Origin of the sequence: Bradyrhizobium erythrophlei (assembly GCF_900142985.1) — a bacterium.
In the GTDB taxonomy this organism is placed as follows: Bacteria; Pseudomonadota; Alphaproteobacteria; order Rhizobiales; family Xanthobacteraceae; genus Bradyrhizobium; species Bradyrhizobium erythrophlei_B.
Window position 1 is genome coordinate 6220109 of the sequence record NZ_LT670849.1, and the last position, 26740, is coordinate 6246848.

The 26740-nt window shown below is 61.9% G+C and carries 36 protein-coding genes; 35 read left to right on the top strand and 1 reads right to left on the bottom strand.

What is annotated here, in order from left to right:
* The first annotated feature begins 142 nt into the window (after nucleotides 1-142).
* The 35 genes from BUA38_RS29695 to BUA38_RS29865 all read left to right on the top strand — a co-directional run bounded on the left by BUA38_RS29695 (nucleotide 143) and on the right by BUA38_RS29865 (nucleotide 25598).
* Nucleotides 143-2197, top strand: coding sequence for an FAD-dependent oxidoreductase (locus BUA38_RS29695; RefSeq protein ID WP_072823587.1), 2055 nt, complete (start codon nucleotides 143-145; stop codon nucleotides 2195-2197).
* Nucleotides 2198-2364: 167 nt separating this feature from the next.
* The gene (locus tag BUA38_RS29700; RefSeq protein WP_072826537.1) at nucleotides 2365-4347 is read left to right on the top strand and encodes an ABC transporter ATP-binding protein; all 1983 of its coding nucleotides are present in this window, start codon (nucleotides 2365-2367) and stop codon (nucleotides 4345-4347) included.
* A gap of 647 nt (nucleotides 4348-4994) precedes the next feature.
* On the top strand, nucleotides 4995-5366 hold the full coding sequence (rpsL, locus tag BUA38_RS29705) for a 30S ribosomal protein S12 (protein ID WP_011473880.1): 372 nt from the start codon (nucleotides 4995-4997) through the stop codon (nucleotides 5364-5366).
* Between the two features lie 15 nt (nucleotides 5367-5381).
* Nucleotides 5382-5852, top strand: a complete 471-nt coding sequence (gene rpsG, locus BUA38_RS29710; protein ID WP_072823589.1) for a 30S ribosomal protein S7 — start codon at nucleotides 5382-5384, stop codon at nucleotides 5850-5852.
* Between the two features lie 33 nt (nucleotides 5853-5885).
* Entirely contained in the window at nucleotides 5886-7958 is a 2073-nt protein-coding gene (gene fusA, locus BUA38_RS29715; protein ID WP_072823591.1) for an elongation factor G, read from the top strand.
* Between the two features lie 39 nt (nucleotides 7959-7997).
* A complete protein-coding gene (gene tuf, locus BUA38_RS29720) occupies nucleotides 7998-9188 on the top strand; it encodes an elongation factor Tu (protein ID WP_072823593.1) in 1191 nt (396 codons plus the stop codon).
* An 84-nt stretch (nucleotides 9189-9272) separates the two neighbouring features.
* A complete protein-coding gene (gene rpsJ, locus BUA38_RS29725) occupies nucleotides 9273-9581 on the top strand; it encodes a 30S ribosomal protein S10 (protein ID WP_072823595.1) in 309 nt (102 codons plus the stop codon).
* 54 nt (nucleotides 9582-9635) lie between these two features.
* Nucleotides 9636-10370, top strand: a complete 735-nt coding sequence (gene rplC / locus BUA38_RS29730) for a 50S ribosomal protein L3 (RefSeq protein WP_072823597.1) — start codon at nucleotides 9636-9638, stop codon at nucleotides 10368-10370.
* Nucleotides 10370-10990: a 50S ribosomal protein L4 gene (rplD, locus tag BUA38_RS29735; protein WP_072823599.1), complete on the top strand. Its 621-nt coding sequence runs from the start codon at nucleotides 10370-10372 to the stop codon at nucleotides 10988-10990. The genes rplC and rplD overlap by 1 nt, the downstream gene beginning before the upstream one ends.
* Nucleotides 10987-11286: a 50S ribosomal protein L23 gene (locus BUA38_RS29740; protein ID WP_072823601.1), complete on the top strand. Its 300-nt coding sequence runs from the start codon at nucleotides 10987-10989 to the stop codon at nucleotides 11284-11286. The genes rplD and BUA38_RS29740 overlap by 4 nt, the downstream gene beginning before the upstream one ends.
* Before the next feature lie 12 nt (nucleotides 11287-11298).
* The gene (gene rplB / locus BUA38_RS29745; protein ID WP_072823603.1) at nucleotides 11299-12132 is read left to right on the top strand and encodes a 50S ribosomal protein L2; all 834 of its coding nucleotides are present in this window, start codon (nucleotides 11299-11301) and stop codon (nucleotides 12130-12132) included.
* 13 nt (nucleotides 12133-12145) lie between these two features.
* Nucleotides 12146-12424 (top strand): 30S ribosomal protein S19, encoded by a 279-nt coding sequence (gene rpsS, locus BUA38_RS29750; RefSeq protein WP_027536815.1) that lies wholly within the window; start codon nucleotides 12146-12148, stop codon nucleotides 12422-12424.
* A gap of 10 nt (nucleotides 12425-12434) precedes the next feature.
* A complete protein-coding gene (rplV, locus tag BUA38_RS29755) occupies nucleotides 12435-12815 on the top strand; it encodes a 50S ribosomal protein L22 (RefSeq protein ID WP_072823605.1) in 381 nt (126 codons plus the stop codon).
* A 17-nt stretch (nucleotides 12816-12832) separates the two neighbouring features.
* The gene (rpsC, locus tag BUA38_RS29760; RefSeq protein WP_072823607.1) at nucleotides 12833-13540 is read left to right on the top strand and encodes a 30S ribosomal protein S3; all 708 of its coding nucleotides are present in this window, start codon (nucleotides 12833-12835) and stop codon (nucleotides 13538-13540) included.
* Between the two features lie 31 nt (nucleotides 13541-13571).
* On the top strand, nucleotides 13572-13985 hold the full coding sequence (gene rplP / locus BUA38_RS29765) for a 50S ribosomal protein L16 (protein WP_072823608.1): 414 nt from the start codon (nucleotides 13572-13574) through the stop codon (nucleotides 13983-13985).
* 11 nt (nucleotides 13986-13996) lie between these two features.
* Nucleotides 13997-14203 carry a 50S ribosomal protein L29 gene (gene rpmC, locus BUA38_RS29770; protein WP_072823610.1) on the top strand — a complete coding sequence of 69 codons (207 nt, stop codon included), beginning with the start codon at nucleotides 13997-13999 and terminating at the stop codon, nucleotides 14201-14203.
* A gap of 11 nt (nucleotides 14204-14214) precedes the next feature.
* On the top strand, nucleotides 14215-14463 hold the full coding sequence (gene rpsQ / locus BUA38_RS29775) for a 30S ribosomal protein S17 (protein ID WP_072823612.1): 249 nt from the start codon (nucleotides 14215-14217) through the stop codon (nucleotides 14461-14463).
* Between the two features lie 90 nt (nucleotides 14464-14553).
* Nucleotides 14554-14922: a 50S ribosomal protein L14 gene (rplN, locus tag BUA38_RS29780; protein ID WP_072823614.1), complete on the top strand. Its 369-nt coding sequence runs from the start codon at nucleotides 14554-14556 to the stop codon at nucleotides 14920-14922.
* Entirely contained in the window at nucleotides 14922-15236 is a 315-nt protein-coding gene (rplX, locus tag BUA38_RS29785; RefSeq protein WP_072823616.1) for a 50S ribosomal protein L24, read from the top strand. Before rplN ends, rplX begins: the two co-directional genes overlap by 1 nt.
* Complete coding sequence (gene rplE / locus BUA38_RS29790; RefSeq protein WP_072823618.1) at nucleotides 15229-15786, top strand: 50S ribosomal protein L5; 558 nt, start codon at nucleotides 15229-15231, stop codon at nucleotides 15784-15786. The genes rplX and rplE overlap by 8 nt, the downstream gene beginning before the upstream one ends.
* Before the next feature lie 45 nt (nucleotides 15787-15831).
* A complete protein-coding gene (rpsN, locus tag BUA38_RS29795; RefSeq protein ID WP_072823619.1) occupies nucleotides 15832-16137 on the top strand; it encodes a 30S ribosomal protein S14 in 306 nt (101 codons plus the stop codon).
* Nucleotides 16138-16150: 13 nt separating this feature from the next.
* Nucleotides 16151-16549, top strand: a complete 399-nt coding sequence (gene rpsH / locus BUA38_RS29800; protein WP_072823621.1) for a 30S ribosomal protein S8 — start codon at nucleotides 16151-16153, stop codon at nucleotides 16547-16549.
* Nucleotides 16550-16559: 10 nt separating this feature from the next.
* Complete coding sequence (gene rplF / locus BUA38_RS29805) at nucleotides 16560-17093, top strand: 50S ribosomal protein L6 (RefSeq protein ID WP_072823623.1); 534 nt, start codon at nucleotides 16560-16562, stop codon at nucleotides 17091-17093.
* Between the two features lie 11 nt (nucleotides 17094-17104).
* Nucleotides 17105-17467, top strand: coding sequence for a 50S ribosomal protein L18 (rplR, locus tag BUA38_RS29810; protein ID WP_072823625.1), 363 nt, complete (start codon nucleotides 17105-17107; stop codon nucleotides 17465-17467).
* A gap of 50 nt (nucleotides 17468-17517) precedes the next feature.
* A complete protein-coding gene (gene rpsE, locus BUA38_RS29815; protein ID WP_072826538.1) occupies nucleotides 17518-18090 on the top strand; it encodes a 30S ribosomal protein S5 in 573 nt (190 codons plus the stop codon).
* A 39-nt stretch (nucleotides 18091-18129) separates the two neighbouring features.
* Nucleotides 18130-18324 (top strand): 50S ribosomal protein L30, encoded by a 195-nt coding sequence (gene rpmD, locus BUA38_RS29820; protein WP_072823627.1) that lies wholly within the window; start codon nucleotides 18130-18132, stop codon nucleotides 18322-18324.
* A gap of 18 nt (nucleotides 18325-18342) precedes the next feature.
* Nucleotides 18343-18831, top strand: a complete 489-nt coding sequence (rplO, locus tag BUA38_RS29825) for a 50S ribosomal protein L15 (RefSeq protein ID WP_072823629.1) — start codon at nucleotides 18343-18345, stop codon at nucleotides 18829-18831.
* A 142-nt stretch (nucleotides 18832-18973) separates the two neighbouring features.
* The gene (gene secY, locus BUA38_RS29830) at nucleotides 18974-20305 is read left to right on the top strand and encodes a preprotein translocase subunit SecY (protein WP_072823631.1); all 1332 of its coding nucleotides are present in this window, start codon (nucleotides 18974-18976) and stop codon (nucleotides 20303-20305) included.
* Nucleotides 20306-20555: 250 nt separating this feature from the next.
* Complete coding sequence (locus tag BUA38_RS29835) at nucleotides 20556-21419, top strand: adenylate kinase (RefSeq protein ID WP_072823633.1); 864 nt, start codon at nucleotides 20556-20558, stop codon at nucleotides 21417-21419.
* Between the two features lie 276 nt (nucleotides 21420-21695).
* Nucleotides 21696-22064, top strand: coding sequence for a 30S ribosomal protein S13 (gene rpsM / locus BUA38_RS29840; RefSeq protein ID WP_072823635.1), 369 nt, complete (start codon nucleotides 21696-21698; stop codon nucleotides 22062-22064).
* Between the two features lie 111 nt (nucleotides 22065-22175).
* Nucleotides 22176-22565, top strand: coding sequence for a 30S ribosomal protein S11 (gene rpsK, locus BUA38_RS29845; protein WP_072823637.1), 390 nt, complete (start codon nucleotides 22176-22178; stop codon nucleotides 22563-22565).
* A 114-nt stretch (nucleotides 22566-22679) separates the two neighbouring features.
* Entirely contained in the window at nucleotides 22680-23708 is a 1029-nt protein-coding gene (locus tag BUA38_RS29850) for a DNA-directed RNA polymerase subunit alpha (protein WP_172806114.1), read from the top strand.
* A gap of 112 nt (nucleotides 23709-23820) precedes the next feature.
* Nucleotides 23821-24237, top strand: a complete 417-nt coding sequence (gene rplQ / locus BUA38_RS29855; protein WP_072823641.1) for a 50S ribosomal protein L17 — start codon at nucleotides 23821-23823, stop codon at nucleotides 24235-24237.
* A gap of 197 nt (nucleotides 24238-24434) precedes the next feature.
* On the top strand, nucleotides 24435-25229 hold the full coding sequence (locus BUA38_RS29860) for an SDR family NAD(P)-dependent oxidoreductase (RefSeq protein ID WP_072823643.1): 795 nt from the start codon (nucleotides 24435-24437) through the stop codon (nucleotides 25227-25229).
* A gap of 102 nt (nucleotides 25230-25331) precedes the next feature.
* Nucleotides 25332-25598 (top strand): hypothetical protein, encoded by a 267-nt coding sequence (locus BUA38_RS29865; protein ID WP_072823645.1) that lies wholly within the window; start codon nucleotides 25332-25334, stop codon nucleotides 25596-25598.
* 99 nt (nucleotides 25599-25697) lie between these two features.
* On the opposite strand, the gene BUA38_RS29870 is transcribed toward BUA38_RS29865, so the two are convergent.
* Complete coding sequence (locus BUA38_RS29870; RefSeq protein ID WP_072823646.1) at nucleotides 25698-26711, bottom strand: zinc-binding alcohol dehydrogenase family protein; 1014 nt, start codon at nucleotides 26709-26711, stop codon at nucleotides 25698-25700.
* Nucleotides 26712-26740 lie beyond the last annotated feature (29 nt).

Below are 26740 nucleotides of genomic sequence, written 5' to 3' on the forward strand. Positions count from 1 at the left end.
CTATTTTCTGGCTATTCTGCTTCACTTAAGAGGGTTCGTTCATCTTTCCTTCAGGGAAAAAAGCGCTTGATCTCAAGTAACTTAGTTCGGCGCCTGGGGAGGGCAGCCGACGACGGCGGGGGCCGGAAACTACCGGAAACATATGTTGGATCTAGCAATTGTAGGCGGTGGGCCTGGCGGCCTGATGAGCGCGTGGTACCTGAAGAAGAAGCTGGGGGACCTTTGCCGCGTCACGATCTTCGAGGCGTCCGATCGACTGGGAGGCAAGGTCCTCACCGGCCGGTTCGATTCCGCGCCTGCGATCTATGAAGCAGGCGTAGCCGAAATCTACGACTACTCGATGACGGGCCCCGATCCGCTGCGCGAACTGATCCAGCATTTCGGCCTGCAAACGATCCCGATGGATGCCGAGCAGGTGCAACTCGACGGTGAGCTGCTTCACGACGTCGCAGGCATGCGCCGCAAATACGGGGCCAAGACCGCGGACGCGATCGAGGCGTTCCGCAAGCGTTGCGCCAAGATGGTGTCGCCGAACGAGTATTACGAAGGCATCGGCGCCCACGACAACGAGCATCCCTGGGCCTACATCACCGCCGAAGAGCTGCTCGACCGCGAGGTCGACGATCCCACTGCCAGGCGCTTCTTCAAGACGATGGCGCGCTCGGACATCGCGACCGAGAACCACAACACCAACGGCCTCAACGCGCTGAAGAACTACGTGATGGATATCGATGGCTATATCGGCCTCTATTCGATCCAGAACGGCAACGACCAGTTGATCGAATGCCTGCAGTCAGAAGTCGATGCCGACATCCAACTCAATCATCGCGTCCTCAAGGTCGGCAAGACCGACGGCGGCCGCTACCGCCTCAAGATGATGAACGGCAAAGGACCGGAGAGCCGGGATTTCGATCTCGTGCTGATGTGCCTGCCGCATTCCTGGCTCGCCACCATGGGCTGGGATGGCGAGGCGTTGCGCCAATCGATGGTCAAGCACGTCTCATATTTTGACCGCCCGGCGCATTACCTGCGCGTCTCGATCCTGTTCGACGAGCCGTTCTGGGGCGACAAGATCCCGGGTGCATGGTTCATGTCGGAGGCCTTTGGCGGCTGCTGCGTCTACAACGAAGGCGCGCGCCACAATGTCGGCCGTCACGGCGTCCTCAACTGGCTGATCGCCGGTTCAGATGCGCTTGCTTTCGCCAACCTGGACGATCAGGCGCTGATCGATGCCGCGCTGAAGTCGCTGCCGGCTTCGCTTGGCGACGCGCGTGCGCATTTCGTCGAGGGCAAGACGCATCGCTGGCTGTCGTCGGTCAACGCGCTTCCGGGCGGTCTTCCGGCGCGCGACGTCATGACCAACCATCGGCCGGACCCCAAGCAGCATCCCGGCCTGGTGGTGGTCGGCGATTACCTGTTCGATTCGACGCTGAACGGCCTGCTCGATTCCTCGGACGCTGCGACCGACATCATCCTGACCGAAATGATGCGGTTGCGCCGCGAGCGCGGTACAAACGGCCATCCGCCGTCCGACAAGATCGATCGCGGCTACTTCGAGAACTATCGCGGGCTTGGGCCGTATCGCGAGGTCTGGAGCCGCTTTACCGATCCGGCCTATCTGAGCGACCTGATCAAGATCGTCTGGAACAGGGCCAAGGGTTACAAGCTCCTGATTGCAGGATCGGCCAGCGGCGAGCTCGTCGGCGCGCTGCGGGCGCGCGGCATCGACGCCTGGGGCGTCGAGAACAACCGCGCCATTCACACCAAGACGCCGAAGGAGCTGAAAAAGTTCAACCAGCTCGGATCGATCACCGATCTGCCGTTCAAGCCCGGTGAGTTCGATTTCGTGTTCGAGACCAGCCTTTGTCACGTTGCCGAAAACCGCGTGGTGAAAGCCATCCGCGAACTCAACCGCGTTGCCAAAACCGGTGTGATTTTCGGCTCGGTGACCTCGGACATGCCGGCTGCCCTGATCGATCGTTATGATCTGTTGCGGGGTGTGAAGAAGCTCGGCACGTGGTGGGAGTGGTCGGAGTTGTTCTTCAGCAACGGTTTCGATCTTTCGATGCATCGCCGCGACTGCACCGATGCGCTGTGGGCGGCGACGCTTGCCGCCAACAAGGGGCCCGGCGAGTGGTACGCCGATTCCGAATCCTTGCGTTATTCGTTCTTCGACAAGATCGAAGAGGACGACTAATTGCAGCGGAGCCGCAGTGTTTGCACCGCAAGCGGAAAGTGGACGCCGACGGTAAGGTTACTTGCACCAAAATTTTTGCTGAACGCAATCTGATCGCATAGGATGGAGGGGTCACGTTCTCCTCTTCCTTTGCGGTCATGCCTGGCCGTGCAGCTTCGGTTGGTTTCATGGTTTCCAGGCCTTCCTCTCCGGGTGATCCTGTCGCAGCGTCCGCGGATGCTGCCGATCCCTTGGCGGCCGAGAAGAAACTGGCCGCCAGCCTCGACGCAAAGCTGCCGCCGGACGATGAGGAAGAGGACGACGAGGAAAGCGAGCTTGAGCTCGATGACGATGACGACGAGGAACTCGCCGTCTATACCGCCCGTGAAGCGGCCGGCGCGCTGGCGACGATCTACGCTTTCGTCAAACCCTACCTTGGCAATTACAAGAAGCTGATTGCGTTTGTCGGTCTCGGCGTTCTGGTCGAGACGCTGTTCAACGTGATCATGCCGCTGAGCCTGAAATTCCTGATCGACGACGCGCTCGGCGAGGAAGACTTCGAAGCGCTGATCCGGATTCTTTCGGTGCTGGCGGTGGCCGGCATCATCACCTCGATCGTCGCGATCTGGTACGAGCGATGGGACGCCCGGCTTGGAGCCGCGGTGCTCTCCGACGTGCGGACGCGGCTGTTCGACCACCTTCAGAATCTGCCGGTGGCGTTTTTCCAGCGTACCAAGCGCGGCGAGATCCTGTCGCGGTTTTCGGTCGACATGGCCGCCTTTGAGGGATCGGTCAAAGGTTTTTCCAGCTACGCCGCACTGCCGTTCCTGGAATTGATCGCGGGCATCATCCTGATGCTGTTCCTGAACTGGCAGTTGGCTGCGATCTCGCTTCTGGTGTTTCCGATCACGCTGATCGGCCCGCGTATCATCACGCCGAAAGCGGTGCAGGCCAATTACGAGCAGAAACTCAACGAAGCCTCGCTGCTCGGCATGGTGCAGGAAAACATCGCGACACAAGCGGTGGTCAAGGCCTTCATGCTCCAGCGCAAGACGCTCGGCTGGTTCACGCTACGCAACGACGAGGCGCGGCGGAAAATTGCGTCTGCCGCGTTTCTGTCGACCATGGTCGAGCGCACCGTGACGGTCTCGGTCCTGCTGCTGCACCTCGTGGTGCTCGCGATTGGCGCCTATCTCGCCACCAAGGGCCAGATCACCGTGGGAACGTTCGTCACCTTCGAGAGTGCATTCTGGGAGGTGTCCTACAACATTGCCCACGTCATGCACTTCATTCCAGTGTCGATCTCGTCGGCCGCCGCCGTGCGGCATATCCAGGAATTGCTGGACGAGCCGACCCGCGGCGCCGATCGTCCCGGCGCGCCCGACTTGCCGCGCATCAGCCACGACATCTCGTTCGAGCGCGTGACCTTTCAGTATGACGGCAGCGAGACACCAGTTCTCGATGGGCTTAGCCTCAAGCTCGATGTCGGCAAGACCATCGCTATTGTCGGGCCGAGCGGCTCGGGCAAGAGCACGCTGCTCAACCTGATCCTGCGGCTATACGTGCCGGACGAGGGACGGGTCACGATCGATGGCGTCGATATCCGCAAAGTGACGCGCGAGTCCTTGCGCCAGAGTATGGCGGTGGTGTTCCAGGAGAACATGCTCTTCAACATGTCGATCCGCGAGAACATCCGGCTCGGCAAGGAAGGGGCCACCGACAAGGAAGTGGAGGAGGCGGCGCGCAAGGCCGAGATCCACCGTTACATCATGAGCCTGCCGCAGAAATACGACACACAGGTTGGCGAGCGTGGCGATACGCTATCGGGCGGCCAGCGCCAGCGCGTTGCGATCGCGCGGGCGATCGTGCGCGACCCCTCGATCCTGCTTCTGGACGAGGCGACGTCGGCGCTCGACCAGACCACGGAAGCGGCCATCAACAAGACCCTGATGAAGCTCGCCCGGGGGCGGACCATGCTGTTTTCGACCCATCGGCTGACCTCGGTGGTCGATATGGACGAAATCATCGTGATTTCCGGCGGCAAGGCGATCGAGCGAGGCACCCACAACGAGCTGTCGGCGAAAGGCGGGATGTACCGTCAACTCTGGGACGACCAGAGCCTCAAGCAGCATCAGGCCGCGGATGACGACGACGAGGAGGACGACGACTGACCCGCCCAGGCTGCTAGGATTGTGGTTGAGCTACAGCACAATCTTTAGATGCTGATTTGCCATTTAATATCCGGGTAAAAATCACTCGGCGGCGCCCTCCGCGGCTGGCGAGGTGCTTCCAGCAGTGTCAGCGACGAGGGGGCCGGCGCGCGATTTCCGTCTATGGCAGAAGCGCTTCTTCAGCACATCTCACCTGACGTTTCGCCTTGACTTGGCCGTCTCGCACCGATAGAACCCGCGCACTCAACGACAGGCGGTGAGCTTCGCTTGCGTCGGAACGGACCACCCCCTCGGCCCTCTTGTTTTAAAGGGTTCGGGACGGGCACCAACCTCGACGAATGTCGCTCAAACGCTGTCGAATATAGCTAGGCAATGCCGTATCGACCTCAATTTTCGCGGGCACATCCCTGCGGAATTGATCGGGTACATGACCTCAGGCGAAGCTTGTTCGGCTGACTTCCGAATCGAAGCGTAGCTTGCGGTCCTCTGTGGTGTCGAAGCGCTTTCTGCTCAGGGATGAGCGGTTGGCGCGATTTCGCTTTGCGCGGATGTTTTCTGCGCAAGGTGCAGGGTGGGACTTCTGCAAGTCCCGAACGAATTTCTCGAAACCGTTCTCGGTTTCGTGCGAACTGAAGGGTGAAGGCTACATGCCGACGATCAACCAACTGATCGCAAGTCCGCGCGTCGTCCAGAAGTCGCGCAAAAAGGTGCCCGCGTTGCAGCAGTCGCCGCAGAAGCGGGGCGTCTGCACGCGCGTCTACACCACGACGCCGAAGAAGCCGAACTCGGCGCTGCGCAAGGTCGCCAAGGTGCGCCTGACCAACGGCTTCGAGGTCATCGGCTACATCCCGGGCGAAGGCCATAACCTTCAGGAACACTCCGTGGTCATGATCCGCGGCGGCCGCGTCAAGGACTTGCCCGGCGTGCGCTACCACATTCTCCGCGGCGTCCTCGATACGCAGGGCGTCAAGAACCGTAAGCAGCGCCGTTCGAAGTACGGCGCAAAGCGTCCGAAGTAATCGGGAACAGATTAGATGTCGCGCCGCCATTCCGCTGAAAAACGTGAAGTGCTTCCGGATCCCAAGTTCGGAAACATCATCATTACGAAATTCATGAACTCGGTGATGTACGCCGGGAAGAAATCGGTCGCCGAAGGCATCGTCTACGGTGCGCTCGGCATGATCGAGGCCAAGACCAAGCAGAGCCCGCTCACGGTGTTCGAGCAGGCGCTGGAAAACGTGATGCCGACCATCGAGGTCCGCTCGCGGCGCGTCGGCGGCGCCACCTATCAGGTGCCGGTCGAAGTTCGTTCGGTCCGCCGCCAGGCGTTGGGAATTCGCTGGCTGATCTCGGCCGCGCGTGAGCGCAATGAAAAGACGATGACGGAGCGGCTGTCGGCCGAGCTGCTCGATGCATCGAACAATCGGGGGAACGCCGTCAAGAAGCGTGAAGACGTGCACCGGATGGCGGAAGCCAACCGCGCCTTCTCGCACTACCGCTGGTAACGGCGAAACGTCAGGACCCCAAAGGAACAACCCATGCCCCGCCAACATGCCATCGAGGACTACCGCAACTTCGGTATCATGGCGCATATCGACGCCGGCAAAACCACGACCACCGAACGCATCCTCTATTACACCGGCAAGAGCCACAAGATCGGCGAAGTGCACGAAGGTGCCGCGACGATGGACTGGATGGAGCAGGAGCAGGAGCGTGGCATCACCATCACGTCGGCTGCGACCACCGCGTTCTGGAACGGCAAGCGCCTGAACATCATCGACACCCCCGGCCACGTGGACTTCACCATTGAAGTCGAGCGTTCGCTGCGCGTGCTCGACGGCGCGGTTTGCGTGCTCGATTCCAACCAGGGCGTCGAACCCCAGACCGAGACCGTCTGGCGTCAGGGCGACAAGTACAAGGTTCCGCGCATCGTCTTCGCCAACAAGATGGACAAGACCGGCGCCGACTTCTTCAAGTGCCTTTCCGACATCGTCGACCGCCTCGGCGCCAAGCCGATCGCGATCCAGTTGCCGATTGGCGCCGAGAACAACTTCAAGGGTCTCGTCGACCTCGTGAAGATGAAGGGCATCATCTGGAACGACGAATCGCTCGGCGCGAAGTTCGACTATGTCGACATCCCGGAAGATCTCGTCGATCAGGCCAAGGAATACCGCGAGAAGATGGTAGAAGCCGCCGTCGAGCTCGACGACGACGCTCTCGCAGCATTCCTCGACGGCAAGGAGCCGGATGAGGCGACGCTGAAGCGGCTGATTCGTAAAGCGGTGTTGACCGGCGCCTTCTATCCCGTGCTGTGCGGCTCGGCCTTCAAGAACAAGGGCGTGCAGCCGCTGCTCGACGCGGTCGTCGACTATCTGCCGTCGCCGATCGACGTGCCCGCGATCAAGGGCACCGACGAGGATGGCAACGAAATCATTCGCAAGGCGGACGACAAGGAGCCGCTCGCGCTGCTCGCGTTCAAGATCATGGACGACCCCTTCGTCGGCACCATCACCTTCTGCCGCATCTATTCCGGCACGCTCATCTCGGGTACCGGCGTCATCAATTCGACGCGTGACCGCAAGGAACGTATCGGCCGCATGTTGCTGATGCATGCCAACAACCGCGAAGACATCAAGGAAGCCTATGCCGGCGATATCGTCGCGCTGGCGGGCCTCAAGGAAGCGCGCACCGGTGACACGCTGTGCGATCCGTCCAGGCCTGTGATCCTGGAAAAGATGGAATTTCCGGAGCCGGTCATCGAGATCGCGATCGAGCCGAAGTCGAAGGCCGACCAGGAAAAGCTCGGCATCGCACTGGCGAAACTTGCGGCGGAAGATCCGTCGTTCCGCGTGTCGACCGATCAGGAGTCCGGCCAGACCATCCTCAAGGGCATGGGCGAACTTCATCTCGACATCAAGGTCGACATCCTCAAGCGCACCTACAAGGTCGACGCCAACATCGGCGCGCCGCAGGTGGCGTTCCGCGAGCGTGTCACCCAGCGGGTCGAGCACAGCTACACCCACAAGAAGCAGACCGGCGGTACCGGCCAGTTTGCCGCGGTCACGATCATCGTGGAGCCGAACGAGCCTGGCAAGGGCTACGAATTCGAGTCCAAGGTCGTTGGCGGCGCGGTGCCGAAGGAATATATCCCCGGCGTCGAAAAGGGCCTGGAGAGCGTGCTTTCGTCCGGTGTGGTCGCGGGCTTCCCGATCGTGGATATCAAGGTTCAGCTGATCGACGGCAAGTATCACGACGTCGACTCGTCGGCGCTCGCGTTCGAAATCGCGACCCGCGCCTGCTTCCGCGAAGCGCTGCAGCGCGGCAAGTCGGTGCTGCTCGAGCCGATCATGAAGGTCGAAGTGGTGACGCCGGAAGACTACACCGGCTCGGTCATCGGCGACCTGAATTCCCGGCGCGGCCAGATCCAGGGTCAAGACATGCGCGGCAATGCCAACGTCATCAACGCGATGGTGCCGCTCATGAACATGTTCGGCTACGTCAATAACCTGCGCTCGATGAGCCAGGGACGTGCCACCTTTACGATGCAGTTCGACCACTACGCGGAAGCGCCGGCAAACGTGTCGGCGGAAGTCCAAAAGAAGTTTGCCTGATTGTCGTTGGCGGCAGCTAACGATTGAACGGAGAGTCAAATGGCCAAAGCAAAATTTGAACGTAATAAACCGCACTGCAACATCGGAACCATCGGTCACGTCGACCATGGCAAGACGTCGCTGACGGCAGCGATCACCAAGATCCTGGCCGAAACCGGCGGTGCAACGTTCACAGCGTACGATCAGATCGACAAGGCGCCGGAAGAGAAGGCGCGCGGCATCACGATCTCGACCGCTCACGTCGAATACGAAACGCAGAACCGTCACTACGCCCACGTCGACTGCCCCGGCCACGCCGACTATGTGAAGAACATGATCACCGGCGCGGCGCAGATGGACGGCGCGATCCTGGTCGTGTCGGCCGCTGACGGCCCGATGCCGCAGACCCGTGAGCACATCCTGCTCGCCAAGCAGGTCGGTGTGCCGGCGATGGTCGTGTTCCTCAACAAGTGCGACATGGTCGACGATCCGGAACTGCTCGAACTCGTCGAGCTCGAAGTTCGCGAATTGCTCTCGAAGTACGACTTCCCGGGCGACAAGATCCCGATCATCAAGGGTTCGGCTCTCGCCGCCCTCGAAGACAAGGACAAGAAGCTCGGCCACGACGCGATCCTCGAACTGATGAAGAATGTCGACGAGTACATTCCGCAGCCGGAGCGTCCGATCGACCAGCCGTTCCTGATGCCGGTGGAAGACGTGTTCTCGATCTCCGGCCGTGGCACCGTGGTCACCGGCCGTGTCGAGCGCGGCGTGATCAAGGTCGGCGAGGAAATCGAGATCGTCGGTCTGCGCGCGACGCAGAAGACCATCGTCACCGGCGTTGAAATGTTCCGCAAGCTGCTCGATCAGGGCCAGGCGGGCGACAACATCGGTGCGCTGCTCCGCGGCACCAAGCGCGAGGAAGTCGAGCGCGGCCAGGTGCTGTGCAAGCCGGGTTCGGTCAAGCCGCACACCAAGTTCAAGGCCGAGGCCTACATCCTCACCAAGGAAGAGGGCGGACGTCACACCCCGTTCTTCACCAACTACCGGCCGCAGTTCTACTTCCGCACCACCGACGTGACCGGTGTCGTGCACCTGCCCGAAGGCACCGAAATGGTGATGCCGGGTGACAACATCGCGATGGAAGTGCACCTGATCGTGCCGATCGCGATGGAAGAAAAGCTTCGCTTCGCGATCCGTGAAGGTGGCCGCACCGTCGGCGCCGGCGTCGTCGCAAGCATCATCGAGTAAGAAGCGAATAGGGAATGGCGAGTAGCGAGTGGGTTGATCCATTCGCTGTTCGCTACTCGCCACTCACTAAGAAAGATAACGGCAATGAACGGCCAGAATATCCGCATCCGCCTCAAGGCGTTCGACCATCGAATCCTCGATACGTCGACGCGTGAGATCGTGAATACGGCAAAACGGACCGGCGCCCAGGTTCGCGGACCCATTCCGCTGCCGACGCGACTGGAGAAGTTCACCGTCAACCGTTCGCCGCATGTCGACAAGAAGAGCCGCGAGCAATTCGAGATGCGCACGCACAAGCGCCTTCTCGACATCGTCGATCCGACACCGCAGACCGTGGACGCGCTGATGAAGCTCGATCTGGCGGCCGGCGTCGACGTCGAAATCAAGCTCTAACCCTTTAAGCCCGTCCGCAACGTTTGGCGGACAGAAAGAACAGGAAGCACGCCGATGCGCTCCGGAGTGATCGCACAAAAGGTCGGGATGACGCGGGTCTTTACAGAGGCCGGCGAGCATATCCCTGTGACCGTGCTCAAGCTCGGTAATTGCCAGGTGCTCGGTCACCGCACGACCGAGAAGAACGGTTATGTCGCGCTTCAGCTCGGTTCGGGCGAACGCAAGACCGTCTACATGCCGAAGGCAGAACGCGGCCAGTTCGCGGTCGCCAAGGTCGAACCCAAGCGCAAGCTCGCCGAATTCCGCGTGTCGGAAGATGCGCTGATCCCGGTTGGCGCCGAGATCCAGGCCGATCATTTCGTAGTCGGCCAGTTCGTCGACGTTACCGGCACCTCGGTCGGTAAGGGCTTTGCCGGCGGCATGAAGCGCTGGAATTTCGGCGGTCTGCGCGCCACCCACGGCGTGTCGGTCTCGCACCGTTCGATCGGTTCGACCGGTGGCCGTCAGGACCCCGGCAAGACCTGGAAGAACAAGAAAATGCCCGGCCACATGGGCGTCGATCGCATCACCACGCTCAACCTTCGCGTCGTCCAGACCGATGTCGAGCGCGGCCTGATCCTGGTCGAGGGCGCCGTTCCTGGCTCCAAGGGCGGATGGATCTCGGTGCGCGACGCCGTCAAGAAGCCGCTTCCGAAGGAAGCTCCGAAGCCCGGCAAGTTCAAGGTCGCAGGCGGCGAGCAGGCTGCCGAAGCGCCGGCCCAAGAAACTGCCCAGGCGGAGGGCGCGTGATGGAACTGAAAGTAACAACGCTTGAAGGCAAAGCGGCCGGTTCGGTGCAGCTTTCCGACGGGATCTTCGGTCTCGAGCCGCGCAAGGACATCATCCAGCGCTGCGTGCAGTGGCAGCTCAACAAGCGCCAGGCCGGTACGCACAAGGCCAAGGGCCGCGCCGAAATCTGGCGCACCGGCAAGAAGATGTACAAGCAGAAGGGCACCGGCGGCGCCCGTCACGGCTCGGCCCGCGTGCCGCAGTTCCGCGGCGGTGGCCGTGCGTTCGGTCCCGTGGTGCGCTCGCACGCCACCGATCTGCCCAAGAAGGTCCGTGCGCTCGCGCTTCGCCACGCGCTCTCGGCCAAGGCCAAGGACGGCAGCCTGATCGTCATTGACAAGGCCGCGCTCGAAGCCGCCAAGACCAAGGCGCTGGTTGGACACTTCTCCAGCCTCGGCTTGACCAGCGCGCTGATCATCGACGGCGCCGAGCTCCATGCCGGCTTCTCGACCGCCGCGCGCAACATTCCCAATATCGACGTGCTGCCGATCCAGGGCATCAACGTCTACGACATTCTCCGCCGCGAGAAGCTGGTGCTGACCAAGGCGGCGCTCGATGCGTTGGAGGCGCGCTTCAAATGAAGACTATCGATCCGCGCTTCTACGACGTCATCGTCGCTCCCGTCGTCACCGAAAAGGCGACGATGGCCTCCGAGCACAACAAGGTGGTGTTCAAGGTCGCGAGCAAGGCTACCAAGCCCCAGATCAAGGAAGCCGTCGAAAAGCTGTTCGACGTCAAGGTCAAGAGCGTCAACACGCTGGTCCGCAAGGGCAAGACCAAGACCTTTCGCGGCAGTTTCGGTTCGCAGTCGGATGTGAAGCGGGCGGTCGTGACCCTTGAAGAGGGCCACCGCATCGACGTCACCACCGGACTATAAGGCGGCACAGTCATGGCACTTAAAACATTCAATCCAACGACGCCGGGCCAGCGCCAGCTGGTGATGGTCGATCGTTCGACCCTCTACAAGGGCAAGCCGGTCAAGACGCTGACCGAGGGCAAGCACTCCTCGGGCGGCCGCAACGCGACCGGCCGCATCACGGTGCGCTTCCGCGGCGGCGGCCACAAGCAGGCCTACCGCGTCGTCGACTTCAAGCGCACCAAGGTCGATATGCCCGCCACCGTCGAGCGGCTGGAATACGATCCGAACCGCACCGCCTTCATTGCGCTGGTGAAGTATACCGACGGCACCCAGGCCTACATCCTGGCGCCGCAGCGGCTCGCCGTTGGCGACACCGTCGTCGCCGGCAACTACGTCGACGTGAAACCGGGCAATGTCATGCCGCTCGGCAACATGCCGGTCGGCACCATCGTCCACAATGTCGAACTGAAGATCGGCAAGGGCGGCCAGCTCGCACGCTCGGCCGGCACCTACGCCCAGGTCGTCGGCCGCGACCAGGACTACGTGATCGTTCGCCTGAACTCCGGCGAACAGCGCCTGGTTCACGGCCGCTGCACCGCCACCATCGGCGCGGTGTCGAACCCCGACCACATGAACATCTCGATCGGCAAGGCCGGCCGTAATCGCTGGCTTGGCCGCAAACCGCATAACCGCGGTGTTTCGATGAACCCGATCGATCACCCGCACGGCGGCGGCGAAGGCCGCACCTCGGGCGGCCGCCACCCGGTCACTCCGTGGGGCAAGCCGACCAAGGGCAAGAAGACGCGGTCGAACAAGTCGACCAACCGATTCATTCTCATTAGCCGCCACAAGCGGAAGAAGTAAGGAACGCCGGACAATGGTTCGTTCAGTCTGGAAAGGCCCGTTTGTTGAGGGATCGCTGCTCAAGAAGGCAGACGCCGCACGTGCGTCAGGCCGTCATGACGTGATCAAGATCTGGAGCCGTCGCTCGACCATCCTGCCGCAGTTCGTCGGCCTGGTGTTCGGCGTCTACAACGGCCAGAAGCACGTGCCGGTCTCGGTGAACGAGGAAATGGTCGGTCACAAGTTCGGCGAGTTCTCGCCGACGCGGACCTTCCACGGCCATTCGGGCGACAAGAAAGCCAAGAAGGCTTGAGGATTAAGCGATGAGCAAACCAAAGCGCGAACGGAGCCTCGCCGATAACGAGGCCAAGGCGGTCGCCAGGATGCTGCGGGTCAGCCCGCAGAAGCTCAATCTTGTTGCGCAGTTGATTCGCGGCAGGAAGGCATCGGCGGCGCTTGCGGACCTGCAGTTCTCGCGCAAGCGGATCGCGGTCGACGTCAAGAAGTGCCTGGAATCGGCAATCGCCAACGCCGAAAACAACCATGACCTCGAGGTCGACGATCTCGTCGTCGCCGAGGCGCATGTCGGCAACGGCATCGTGATGAAGCGTTTTGCCCCGCGCGGCCGTGGCCGTTCGGGTCGGGTTTTCAAACCGTTCTCGCAACTGACGATCGTGGTTCGTCAGGTCGAGGCGAGCGCTTAAGGGCGCGGGAGAATACGATGGGTCAGAAAATCAATCCGATCGGGCTGCGTCTCGGCATCAACCGGACTTGGGATTCCCGCTGGTTTGCCGGCAAGAACGAGTACGGCAAGCTGCTGCACGAGGACGTCAAGATCCGCGAGATCCTGCACAAGGAGCTCAAGCAGGCGGCTGTCGCCAAGATCGTGATCGAGCGCCCGCACAAGAAGTGCCGCGTCACCATTCACTCGGCGCGTCCGGGCGTGGTGATCGGCAAGAAGGGCGCCGACATCGACAAGCTGCGCAAGAAAGTCGCCGACATCACGGATTCCGACGTCGTCATCAACATCGTCGAAATCCGCAAGCCCGAACTCGATGCGACCCTGGTCGCCGAATCGATCGCCCAGCAGCTCGAGCGCCGCGTCGCGTTCCGCCGCGCCATGAAGCGCGCCGTGCAGTCGGCGATGCGTCTGGGCGCCGAAGGCATCCGCATCAACTGCTCGGGTCGTCTGGGCGGCGCCGAAATCGCGCGCATGGAGTGGTACCGCGAAGGCCGCGTGCCGTTGCATACGCTTCGCGCCGACATCGATTATGGCGTAGCGACCGCGTTCACGACCTTCGGCACCTGCGGCGTCAAGGTCTGGATCTTCAAGGGCGAGATTCTCGAGCACGATCCGATGGCCCAGGACAAGAAGATGGCCGAAGGCGAGAGCGGACGTCCGCCCCGTCGCGATAACGCTGCGGCCTAAGAAGTTACGGAAGGTTTGAGGGCTTAACGCCATGATGCAACCAAAGAAAACGAAGTTCCGGAAAGCGCATAAGGGCCGCATCCACGGCACCGCGACTTCGGGCGCGACGTTGTCGTTCGGCCAGTACGGCCTGAAGGCGATGGCGCCCGAGCGCGTCACGGCGCGTCAGATCGAGGCCGCCCGCCGCGCGCTAACCCGTCACATGAAGCGCGCCGGCCGGGTCTGGATCCGCGTATTCCCGGACGTTCCGGTGTCGAAGAAGCCGGCCGAAGTGCGCATGGGCTCCGGCAAGGGTACGCCTGAATTGTGGGTCGCTCGCGTCAAGCCCGGCCGCGTGCTGTTCGAAATCGATGGCGTGACGGTGCAGACCGCCAAGGAAGCGCTCTCGCTCGCCGCCGCCAAACTGCCGATCAAGACGCGCTTCGTCGCGCGCATTGCGGAATAGGGAACAGCGCCATGGCTGAGATGAAGACTGCCGATATCCGCGCGATGAGCCCCGACCAGATGGACGACGCCGTCCTCAATCTGAAAAAGGAGCGCTTCAACCTGCGCTTCCAGCGCGCCACGGGGCAGCTGGAAAACACCTCGCGGATGCGTGAAGCGCGCCGCGATATCGCCCGTATCAAGACGGTCGCCGCGCAAGCGCGCGCCAAGAAGAAGTAAGGGATAGGCCAATGCCGAAACGTCAACTGCAAGGCGTGGTCGTCAGCGACAAACAAGCCAAGACGGTTGTGGTGCGCGTCGATCGCCGCTTCACCCATCCGATCTACAAGAAGACGATCCGCCGCTCCAAGAACTACCACGCGCACGACGAGGGCAATGAGTTCAAGCCGGGCGATACCGTGTGGATCGAAGAGAGCAAGCCGATCTCGAAATTGAAGCGCTGGACCGTGGTCCGGGGCGAACATCAGAAAACGGCCTGAGATGTTGAAGCCTGGCCCAGCCGGGCAACGACTTGTCAGGAAAATTTTAAGCGCGACTTTGCGCAAGCAGAAAGAGGACGAGGTGCATCAATGATTCAGATGCAGACCAACCTCGACGTGGCCGACAATTCAGGCGCACGCCGTGTCATGTGTATCAAGGTGCTCGGAGGTTCCAAGCGCCGTTACGCCACCGTGGGCGACATCATTGTCGTATCGATCAAGGAAGCGATTCCGCGCGGCAAGGTGAAGAAGGGCGACGTGATGAAGGCCGTGGTGGTGCGGGTCCGCAAGGACATCCGCCGTCCCGACGGCTCGGTCATCCGCTTCGACCGCAACGCCGCCGTCCTGATCAACAACCAGGCCGAGCCGGTCGGCACCCGTATCTTCGGGCCCGTGCCGCGCGAGCTGCGCGCCAAGAATCACATGAAGATCATTTCGCTCGCGCCGGAGGTGCTGTGATGGCTGCCAAGATCCGGAAAGGCGACAAGGTCGTCGTGCTGGTCGGCCGCGACAAGGGCCGCACCGGCGAGGTGTTCGAGGTGCGTCCCGACGAGAACAAGGCGCTGGTGCGCGGCGTCAACCTCGTCAAGCGCCACCAGAAGCAGACCCAGAACCAGGAAGGCGGCATCATCTCGAAAGAGGCGCCGATCAACCTGTCCAACATCGCGATCGTCGGCAAGGACGGCAAGCCGACCCGCATAGGTTTCAAGATTCAGGCGGATGGCACCAAGGTACGCATCGCCAAGCGCTCGGGAGCAGAGATCGATGGCTGAGACCGCATACACTCCGCGCCTGCGCGCGGACTATGACAAGCGCATCCGCGGCGCGATGACCGAGCAGTTCGGCTACGCCAACTCGATGCAGGTGCCGCGTCTGGACAAGGTCGTGCTCAACATGGGCGTGGGCGAAGCCGTCAACGACCGCAAGAAGGCGGAACTTGCCGCCGCCGACCTGTCGTTGATCGCCGGCCAGAAGGCGGTTGTGACCTATTCGCGCATCGCGATTTCGACCTTCAAGCTGCGTGAAAACCAGCCGATCGGCTGCAAGGTCACGCTGCGCAAGGCCAAGATGTACGAATTCGTCGATCGTCTGGTGACCGTGGCGCTGCCCCGCGTGCGCGACTTCCGTGGTCTCAACCCGAAGAGCTTCGACGGCCGCGGCAACTATTCGCTCGGCATCAAGGAACACATCATTTTCCCCGAAATCGACTTCGACAAGTCGGGTGAATCGTGGGGCATGGACATCACGGTGTGCACCACCGCGAGCAACGATGAAGAAGCTAGGGCATTGTTGACCGCATTCAATTTCCCGTTCCGGCAGTGAGACGCTGAAACAGCCTCTCAAACGCGGAACCAGAAGGAGCCAGGCATGGCAAAGAAGAGTTCAATCGAGAAGAACAACCGGCGCAAGCGGATGTCGAAGAACGCCGCTCCGCGGCGCGCGAAGCTGAAGGCCATCATCGCCGACAAGACCAAGCCGATGGAAGAGCGGTTCGCGGCGACGTTGAAGCTCGCCGAGATGCCGCGCAATTCGTCGCCGACCCGGATTCGCAACCGTTGCGAACTGACCGGCCGTCCGCGCTCGAACTATCGCAAGAACAAGCTATCCCGCATCGCGCTGCGTGAACTCGGCTCCAAGGGCCTGGTTCCCGGGCTCGTGAAGTCGAGCTGGTAAGGAGGGTCGGTCCATGTCAACGCACGATCCGATCAGCGATCTCATCACCCGCATCCGCAACGCGCAGATGCGTTCGAAGTCCAAGGTCTCGAGCCCCGGCTCGAAGATGCGCGCCAACGTGCTCGAGGTGCTGAAGACGGAAGGCTACATCCGTGGCTACGCCAGCGTCGAGCATTCCTCTGGACGCAACGAGCTCGAGATCGAGCTGAAGTATTTCGACGGCGAGCCCGTGATCCGCGAGATCGAGCGGGTGTCCAAGCCCGGGCGTCGCGTTTACGCCTCGGTGAAGAACCTGCCGCGCGTCAACAACGGGCTCGGCATTTCGGTGTTGTCGACGCCGAAGGGAATCATGGCTGACCACGAAGCGCGCGAGGCGAACGTGGGCGGCGAGATTCTCTTTACGGTGTTCTAAGGAGAAAACGATGTCACGTATCGGCAAAAGGCCTGTGACGATCCCCTCGGGCGTTACCGCAACCGTCCAGGGGCAGACCGTGAAGATGAAGGGGCCGAAAGGCGAGCTCTCCTTCATCGTGCACGACGATGTCGAGGTAAAGTTCGAGAACGGCCAGGTGAAAGTGGCGCCGCGCCACGAGACCAACCGCGCCATCGCGCTGTATGGCACGGCGCGTGCGCAGGTCGCCAATCTCGTGCTCGGCGTCACCAAGGGTTTTGAGAAGAAGCTCGAGATCAACGGCGTCGGCTATCGCGCCGCGTTGCAGGGCAAGAACCTGCAGCTCGCGCTTGGTTACAGCCACGACGTGGTCTATCCGATCCCGCAAGGCATCACGATCGCCGTGCCCAAGCCGACCGAGATCACGATTACCGGCAATGACAGCCAGCGCGTCGGCCAGGTCGCAGCCGAAATCCGCAGCTATCGTCCGCCGGAGCCCTACAAGGGCAAGGGCGTGAAGTACGCCGACGAATTCATCTTCCGCAAGGAAGGCAAGAAGAAGTAACGGAGCCGGTCATGTCGAGAATGAAAGCTACGAATGCCCGGCGCAAGCAGCGCGTGAGGATGGCGTTGCGCCGCTCCGGAGGCGGTCGTCCGCGTCTGTCGGTGTTCCGCTCGTCGAAGCACATCTATGCCCAGGTCATCGACGACCAGAAGGGCGAGACGCTGGCTTCGGCCTCGTCGCTGGAAAAGGCGATGCGCGACAGCGGCAAGACCGGCGCGAACATTGATGCGGCGAAGGCCGTAGGCAAGCTGCTCGCCGAGCGCGCCGTGAAGAACGGCGTCAAGGAGGTCGTGTTCGACCGCAGCGGCTATCTCTATCACGGCCGCGTCAAGGCGCTCGCGGATGCTGCGCGCGAAAGCGGATTGAGCTTCTAAGGTTTACACGAGGACAGGGGCGCTAGGCCTCTCAAGGATTGGAAAACACCATGGCAGGTGAACGCGAACGCGGCGGACGCGACCGGAAAGATCGCGAGGAGCGTGACAGCGAGTTCGTCGACAAGCTCGTCCACATCAACCGTGTGGCGAAGGTGGTCAAGGGCGGCAAGCGCTTCGGCTTTGCGGCGCTGGTCGTCATCGGCGACCAGAAGGGCCGGGCCGGGTTCGGCCACGGCAAGGCCCGCGAAGTGCCGGAGGCGATCCGGAAAGCAACCGACGCCGCCAAGCGCAACCTGACGCGCGTGGCGCTGCGCGAAGGCCGCACGCTGCATCACGACATTGCCGGCCGCCACGGCGCGGGCCGTGTCTACCTGCGCGCCGCGCCGGCCGGTACCGGCATCATCGCCGGCGGCCCGATGCGCGCCGTGTTCGAGACGCTCGGCGTCCAGGACGTGGTGGCGAAGTCGATCGGCTCGTCGAACCCCTACAACATGGTTCGCGCGACCTTCGATGCGCTGAAGCACCAGGATTCGCCGCGCTCGGTTGCGGCTCGCCGCAATATCAAGGTCTCGACCTTGCAGTCGCGCCGGGTCGGCGGCGACGCCGAAGCGGCTGCTGATTAAACAATCCGCGCTTATCGGCGCGCTACGGAGTTTTAGACGATGGCCAAGGCCGCAAAGACGATCAAGGTCGAGCAGACCGGCAGCCCGATCCGCCGCCACCATTCGCAGCGTGCGACGCTGGTCGGGCTGAATCTCAACAAGATCGGCCGCGTGACCGAACTTCAGGACACCCCTGAAGTTCGCGGCATGATCGCCAAGGTTCAGCATCTCGTTCGCGTCGTCGGCGAGAAGTAAGAGATAAGGAATCACACCATGAAGCTCAGCGATATCGCCGACAACGCCGGCTCCCGCAAAAAGCGGATGCGCGTCGGCCGTGGCATCGGCTCGGGCAAGGGCAAGACTTCGGGCCGCGGCGGCAAGGGCCAGACCGCGCGTTCGGGCGTGCGCATCAAGGGCTTCGAGGGCGGCCAGATGCCGCTGCATCGCCGCCTGCCGAAGCGTGGCTTCAACAACATCTTCCGTCTCGAATTCGTCGAGATCAATCTCGATCGGCTTCAGGAGGCGATCGACGCCAAGCTGCTCGACGCCAAGGACACGGTTACGGCTGAATCGCTGGTGAAGGCCGGCGTGCTGCGGCGTTCCCGGGACGGCGTGCGGCTGCTCGGCCGCGGCGAACTCAAGGCCAAGCTCAATATCGAAGTCCACGGCGCGTCCAAGTCGGCGATCGCTGCGGTCGAGAAGGCCGGCGGTTCGGTGAAGATCCTGGCGCCGGTGGTCAACGACGAAGGCGAGGCGGCGTAACATCTGCGTCATCGCTCGCGCCGGCGTCGCCAAATCGCCGGGCTGGCAATGGACTTATCGCCGCGGAACACCAAATAATGCTGCGCGTCCGGCCTGATCGGGGCGGACGCGGGGCTAAAGGCGGCGGGAGAAAGCCTTAAAGATGGTTTCAGCAGCAGAACAACTGGCGTCCAACATCAACTTCGGCGCCTTCGCCAAGGCCGATGAGCTGAAGAAGCGAATCTGGTTCACGCTCGGCGCGCTGCTGGTCTACCGCCTCGGCACCTACATTCCGCTGCCCGGCATCGATCCCAACATCTGGGATCAGGTGTTCAAGTCGCAGGCGGGCGGCATTCTCGGCATGTTCAACATGTTCGCCGGCGGTGGCATCCACCGCATGGCGATCTTTGCACTGAACATCATGCCGTATATTTCGGCCTCGATCATTATCCAGCTCCTGACCACGGTCTCGCCGCAGCTCGAGGCGCTGAAGAAGGAAGGCGAGGCGGGCCGCAAGACGCTGAACCAGTACACGCGCTATCTCACCGTGATTCTGGCCGCGTTCCAGTCTTACGGCATCGCGGTCGGCCTTGAAGGCGCCGGCAATGTCGTCACCGACCCCGGCATGTTCTTCCGCCTCTCGACCGCGATTACGCTGACCGGCGGCACCATGTTCCTGATGTGGCTCGGCGAGCAGATCACCTCGCGCGGCATCGGCAACGGCATCTCGCTCGTGATTTTGTCCGGCATCGTCGCGGAGCTTCCGTCGGCACTCGCCAACATGCTGGAACTCGGCCGTCAGGGCGCGCTGTCCACCGGTCTCATTCTGGTCGTGATCATCATGGCGGTCGCCGTGATCGCCTTCATCGTATTCATGGAGCGCGCGCAGCGGCGGCTCCTGATCCAGTATCCGAAGCGCCAGGTCGGCAACAAGATGTTCGAAGGCCAGTCCTCGCATCTGCCGCTGAAGCTGAATACGTCGGGCGTCATTCCGCCGATCTTTGCCTCCTCGCTGTTGCTGCTGCCGACCACGGTCGCCAATTTCAACGCCGGTCATGGACCCGAGTGGCTGCAATGGATCACGACCCAGCTCGGCCACGGCCGTCCGCTGTTTTTGATTCTTTATCTCGCGCTGATCGTGTTCTTCGCGTTCTTCTACACGGCGATCGTGTTCAACCCGACCGAGACCGCCGACAACCTCAAGAAGCACGGCGGGTTCATTCCGGGCATCCGTCCGGGCGAGCGCACCGCCGAATATATCGATTACGTGCTGTCGCGCATCACGGTGCTGGGTGCGGTCTACCTCGCGATCGTCTGTCTGATTCCGGAGATCCTGATTTCCTACGCCTCGGTGCCGTTCTACTTCGGCGGAACGTCGCTTCTGATCGTAGTCAGCGTGACCATGGATACGGTGGCGCAAATCCAGGGATATCTGCTGGCCCATCAATATGAAGGGCTTATCCGAAAGTCGAAACTGCGCGGTCGCCGGCGCTAAGCGCTTTTTTGCGCTGCGTTGCGACGGACGCAGACCTTGCGTGATTGATTTTGAATCGCGGCTGTGCCGTGATGCACGCCGGAAAGCACGATCCGTCGTCGTAGGTTTGCGTTTCCACAAGCCGGGTGCCGGATTCTCCTGCAACAGATGCTAAAGACGTTTGGGCAGAATCAGGCTCGAACAAGGACGAGGTGCGGCGCGCGGTTCACTTTCAGGAATCCGCCGGGCTTCAAGGGGGGCGAAACAAACGATGAGAATAATTCTTCTTGGGCCGCCGGGCTCCGGCAAGGGAACGCAAGCCCAGCGGTTGATCCACCGCTATGGCATCCTTCAGCTTTCCACGGGCGAGATGCTGCGTGCCGCCGTTGCCGCCCAGACGCCGGTGGGGCTGAAGGCCAAGGACATCATGGCGGGCGGCGGGCTCGTGCCGGACGAGATCGTCATCGGCATCATTTCCGACCGGCTGGATCAGCCGGACGCCGCCAGGGGGTTTATCCTCGATGGCTTCCCGCGCACCGTGCCGCAAGCCGAGGCGCTGGACGATCTGCTCCGGAAAAAGCGGCTCAAGCTCGACGCTGTGATCGAATTGCGAGTCAATGAGAGCGCGCTGCTGCAACGGGTCGAGACCCGGGTGGCCGAAATGAGGGCGCGCGGCGAAGAGGTACGGGTCGACGATACGGCGGAAGTTCTGGTCAAGCGGCTGGCAAGCTACCGGGCGTTGACCGAGCCCCTGATTCACTACTATTCCGAGCGCCGCAAGTTGCTGACCGTTGATGGCATGATGACCATCGAGCACGTCACCCACGAAATCGACCGCATTCTGCACGCCATCGGCGCGGTGGAACCCAAAAATGACCGTCAGGTTTCCAAAAAGCCGGCCAGGCCGGCGGCGAAGCGAACGTCAAAATCGGCCAAAAAGCCCTCGGGCGGAGCCAGGAAGGCCGTCAAAGCGGGTCCCAAGGCTGCCAGGAAGGCCCCCAAGAAGGCCGGTGCCAAAAAAGCGGTCAAAAAACCTGCCGCCAGGGCGGTCTCGGGGGCCCGGAAACGGGCTGTCATGGGCGCGCGCAAGGCTGCCAGAAAGGTTGCGAAAAAGGCTGGGAAACGGCGGGCTTAAGGCTTGGAGGCGGTTGACGAAACCCGCTTCAATCCTTTAATAAGCCCGCATCCAAGTCGGATAGTTCTTAACGATGCCAGGCCCCAATGATGGTGGGGGAGGGCGTCGTGTTCGCGTTTGTGAACACCTGCCCGAGACGGAGCATGATCGGCGAAAGCGGCAAACCGGTTTTCGCGACAAAGATCACGCACCAATGAAGACATGGCGCGATTGCGCTTTCGAAAGAGAAATGGCCGCGTCTTGCTTTGAAGCACAGCGGCGACAGGAGAGAAGTTCGTGGCCCGTATTGCCGGTGTGAATATCCCGACCAACAAGCGCGTGCTGATCGCGCTTCAATACATCCATGGCATCGGCCAGAAGAATGCGGCCGACATCATCGAGAAGGTCAAGATTCCCGTTGACCGTCGTGTCAGCCAGTTGACCGACCAGGAAGTGCTGCAAATCCGCGAAGTGATCGACCGCGACTATCTGGTCGAGGGTGATCTTCGTCGCGAAGTCGGCATGAACATCAAGCGTCTGATGGACCTCGGCTGCTATCGCGGCCTGCGTCATCGCCGCGGACTGCCGGTGCGTGGTCAGCGCACCCACACCAATGCGCGCACGCGCAAGGGACCGGCCAAGTCGATCGCCGGCAAGAAGAAGTAAGTTTGCAAATTGGCAGGGAGCGGGCTGCGAATAGTTATTCGCCTTTCGCTCCTTGAGGTGTAGCCGCTGGCGTTACGGCGGCGTTGATATCGTCAGGAAAGGTCTTAAGTAATGGGCAAGGATGCCACCCGCGTACGTCGCCGTGAGCGCAAGAACATCGCCTCCGGCGTGGCGCACGTGAATTCGTCGTTCAACAACACCACCATCACCATCACCGATGCGCAGGGCAACACCATTGCCTGGTCGTCGGCGGGTACGATGGGTTTCAAGGGTTCGCGCAAGTCGACCCCTTACGCCGCGCAGGTCGCCGCAGAAGACGTCTCCAAGAAGGCGCAGGAACACGGCATGCGCACGCTGGAAGTTGAAGTTGCCGGCCCCGGTTCGGGCCGTGAATCGGCGCTTCGTGCGCTGCAGGCAGCGGGCTTCACCGTGACCTCGATCCGCGACGTCACGACGATCCCGCACAATGGTTGCCGTCCGCGCAAGCGCCGGCGGGTTTGATGATTTGAAGGCGCGGGCGGTTTTCGCCCGCGATGTTTTTGAGAGTTTGCAAGCCGCGGACTATTCCGCGAGATCTCCAACGCCAGTGACCTCCCCCAGTCAACTGGCCCATGGGTGAAAACAGTGACGATCCAGAAAAATTGGCAAGAACTGATCCGGCCGAACAAGCTCCAGGTGACTGCGGGTCATGATGCGACCCGCTTTGCGACCCTGGTGGCCGAACCGCTCGAGCGCGGCTTCGGTCAGACGCTCGGCAACGCGCTTCGCCGCATCCTGTTGTCTTCGCTTCAGGGCGCAGCGGTGCAGTCGGTGCATATCGACGGCGTGCTGCACGAGTTCTCCTCGATCGCAGGCGTCCGTGAAGACGTCACCGACATCGTGCTCAACATCAAGGACATCTCGATCAAGATGCAGGGCGAAGGCCCCAAGCGCATGGTCGTGAAGAAGCAGGGTCCGGGCGCTGTGACCGCCGGCGACATCCAGACGGTCGGCGACATCACCGTGCTCAACCCCGATCTTCAGATCTGTACGCTCGATGACGGCGCGGAAATCCGCATGGAGTTTACGGTCTCTTCGGGCAAGGGTTATGTCGCTGCCGAGCGCAACCGCCCCGAAGACGCGCCGATCGGCCTGATCCCGGTCGACAGCCTGTTTTCGCCGGTGCGCAAGGTCTCCTACAAGGTCGAGAACACCCGTGAGGGCCAGATTCTCGACTACGACAAGCTCACCATGTCGATCGAGACCAACGGCGCGATTTCGCCGGAGGACGCGGTGGCCTATGCCGCGCGCATCCTGCAAGACCAGCTCAACGTGTTCGTCAACTTCGAAGAGCCGCGCAAGGAAGTTACCCAGGAGATCATCCCGGATCTCGCCTTCAACCCAGCCTTCCTCAAGAAGGTGGACGAGCTTGAACTGTCGGTTCGCTCTGCCAACTGCCTGAAGAACGACAACATCGTCTACATCGGCGATCTCGTGCAGAAGTCGGAAGCCGAAATGCTCCGCACGCCGAACTTCGGCCGCAAGTCGCTCAACGAAATCAAGGAAGTGTTGGCCCAGATGGGTCTGCACCTCGGCATGGAAGTGCCGGGCTGGCCGCCGGAGAATATCGACGAGCTCGCCAAGCGCTTCGAGGATCACTACTGAGCAAGACGAGCGCGGTCTGACGACCGCGCTTTTTTACGGGCGAACGCAGGCGGCCCACCTGAGCACATGTCGGACGAACCGTCGCGACAACTGAAGAGAAGGAATTAGTTTCATGCGTCACGGCAAGGTTCACCGCAAGCTCAACCGCACCGCCGAGCATCGCCGCGCGATGTTCGCCAATATGGCGGCCGCGCTGATCAAGCACGAGCAGATCGTCACCACGCTGCCAAAGGCCAAGGAATTGCGCCCGATCGTCGAGAAGCTCGTCACGCTCGGCAAGAAGGGCGGGCTTTCCATGCGCCGCCAGGCCATTTCCGAAATGCGCGACCTCGATCAGGTCAAGAAGCTGTTCGACGTGCTGGCGAAGCGCTATGCGGACCGCCACGGCGGTTACACCCGCATCATCAAGGCCGGCTTCCGCTACGGCGACAACGCCGCGATGGCCGTGATCGAGTTCGTCGATCGCGACGTCGACGCCAAGGGCCTTGACTCGGGCCCGGTGCAGGAAAAGGAAGCCGAGGCGGCGTAACGCGCCCGGCTCAGACTCGGTTCAAAAACGGCGCCTTCGGGCGCCGTTTTTATTGGCAGCCAGTCGTCGCGCGCCGATTGCCGTTGGGGACCTTGCGCCCAATATCTTCATGTAGAGCTTTTAGTTTTGACGCGTTTTCTTCACGCGAACCGGTACCCACTTCGCTCGAAAACGTTTTGGATGGATGGAGACGCCCCATGAAAATCGATCTTTCCGGAAAGACGGCGCTGATCACGGGTTCGACGGCCGGCATCGGCTATGCGGTCGCCAAGGGGCTTGCGGCATCGGGCGCGAGCGTCGTGGTCAACGGGCGCAGCAAGGCGAGGGTCGATGAGGCCGTGGCGAAGCTGACCAAAGCCGTCCCGGGCGGCAAGGTCCGCGACATCGCCGCCGATGTCTCGAGCGCCGCAGGCTGCAAGGAATTGATCGCGGCGCTCCCTGACGTCGACATCCTCATCAACAATGCCGGTATCTTCGAGCCGAAGGATTTCTTTGAAATTCCAGACGAGGACTGGAGCCGCTTCTTCGAGGTCAATGTGATGTCGGGTGTGCGGCTGTCGCGCGCTTACCTGCAAGGCATGCTCAAGCGCAACTGGGGCCGCATCGTTTTTATCTCGTCCGAGTCCGGGTTGAACATTCCGACCGAAATGATCCACTACGGCACCACCAAGACCGCGCAGCTCGCCATCTCGCGCGGGCTGGCCAAGCTGACGCGCGGCACCGGCGTCACCGTCAACTCGGTCCTGCCGGGGCCGACGATGTCCGAGGGCGTGGAAACCTTCGTGAAAGACCTGGCCAAACAGAACGGCCAGTCGGAAGCGGAAGCAGCTAGCCAGTTCGTCAAGCAGCACCGCCCGGCTTCGCTGCTGCAACGCTTCGCGAGCACCGACGAGATCGCCAATATGGTGGTCTATGTCGCCTCAAAAGAGGCCTCCGCTACCAACGGCGCGGCGCTCCGTGCCGAGGGCGGAATCGTCGATACCATCGCCTGAAAGATCGCGTTACCTCCGGCTGGTCCGCCGCCTTTTTTCGCGAGGCCAGTGTCTTTTCCGGTTCGCCATCGACCGCTATGCTGGACCAAACGGGGAAAGCCAATGGCGAAATCGCGCATCATCGTCTTTTCATTGCTGCTGGCGCTGCCGGTGCTCTGGGCGGCCGCTCCCGCGCGGGCCGACCAGGCCTTTCAACGCCTGATGCCGCTGCTGATCGACCTAGACGGCCGGCAGGGCAAGAAGCCGGACGGCATGTCGATGGAGATGCCCGGCGGCGGCATGACCACCGCGACGCGTGAGTATCAAAAAGGTTCGGCGAAGGCGAATGCCGCAGTGATGACGGGGCACGCCGGGACCCATACCGCGTGATGCATCGATAAGGCAGTCTGGTTGACCGCCCTCGAAATTATTAGAGCTTGTGGTTATGGGTCCCCGCTTTCGCGGGGACGACGGAAGTGGTGCTGAAACTCACCATCCCTCCATCACGATCTTGCCGCGCGACTTGCCGCTCTCCAGGAGCGCGTGCGCCCGCTTGAGGTTGGCCGCGTTGATCACCCCAAAACTCTCGCCAAGCGTCGTCCGCAGCACGCCCTTGTCGACGAGGTCGGCGACGTCGTTGAGCAGGTTGTGCTGGCCGATCATGTCCGGCGTCTGGAACGACGAGCGGGTGAACATCGATTCCCAATGCACTGAAATCGATTTGCCCTTGAAGGCCGCGACATTGAATTCGGCGGGATCGTCGATCAGGCCGTAGCGGCCCTGTGGCGCCATGACGTCGGCGAGTTGCTTGTAGTACTGTTCGGTATTGGTGAGGCTTGCGACCAAAGCGAGCGGCGGGAATTTCAGCTTCTCGATCTGCTCCTTCAGCGGCAGCGCATGGTCGATGACGGCATGCGCGCCAAGATCGAGGCACCATTTCTGCGATTCCGGCCGCGAGGCGGTCGCGATAACCGTAAGCCCGGTCAGCCGGCGCGCGAGCTGGATCATGATCGAGCCGACGCCACCGGCGCCGCCGATCACCAGCAGCGTGCGCGGATCGACGCTTTTGCCCGGAACTGCGCCGAGACGATCGAACAGCAGCTCCCAGGCGGTGAGCGAGGTCAGCGGCAGGGCAGCGGCCTGGGCAAAGGAGAGGGACTTCGGCTTGGCCCCGACGATCCGCTCATCGACCAGATGAAATTCCGAATTGGTGCCCTGGCGCTGGATCGAGCCGGCGTAAAAGACCTCGTCGCCAGGCTTGAACAGCGTCACCTCGGGCCCGACTGCGTCGACGACGCCGGCGGCGTCGTACCCTAAGATCTTGAATTCGCCCTCCGGCGGGGCGGCGCGCTTGCGGACCTTGTAATCGACGGGGTTGGCGGAAATCGCCTTCACCGCGACGCGGATGTCGCGGCCCTTGGGCTCGGGCTTTGCCGCCTCGAAATCGATCAGGGCGTCTGCTGCGTCGACGGGGAGGGATTTTTTGTATCCGACGGCTTTCATGGTCACGCGCTCCTCAAGTTCATTAGCGC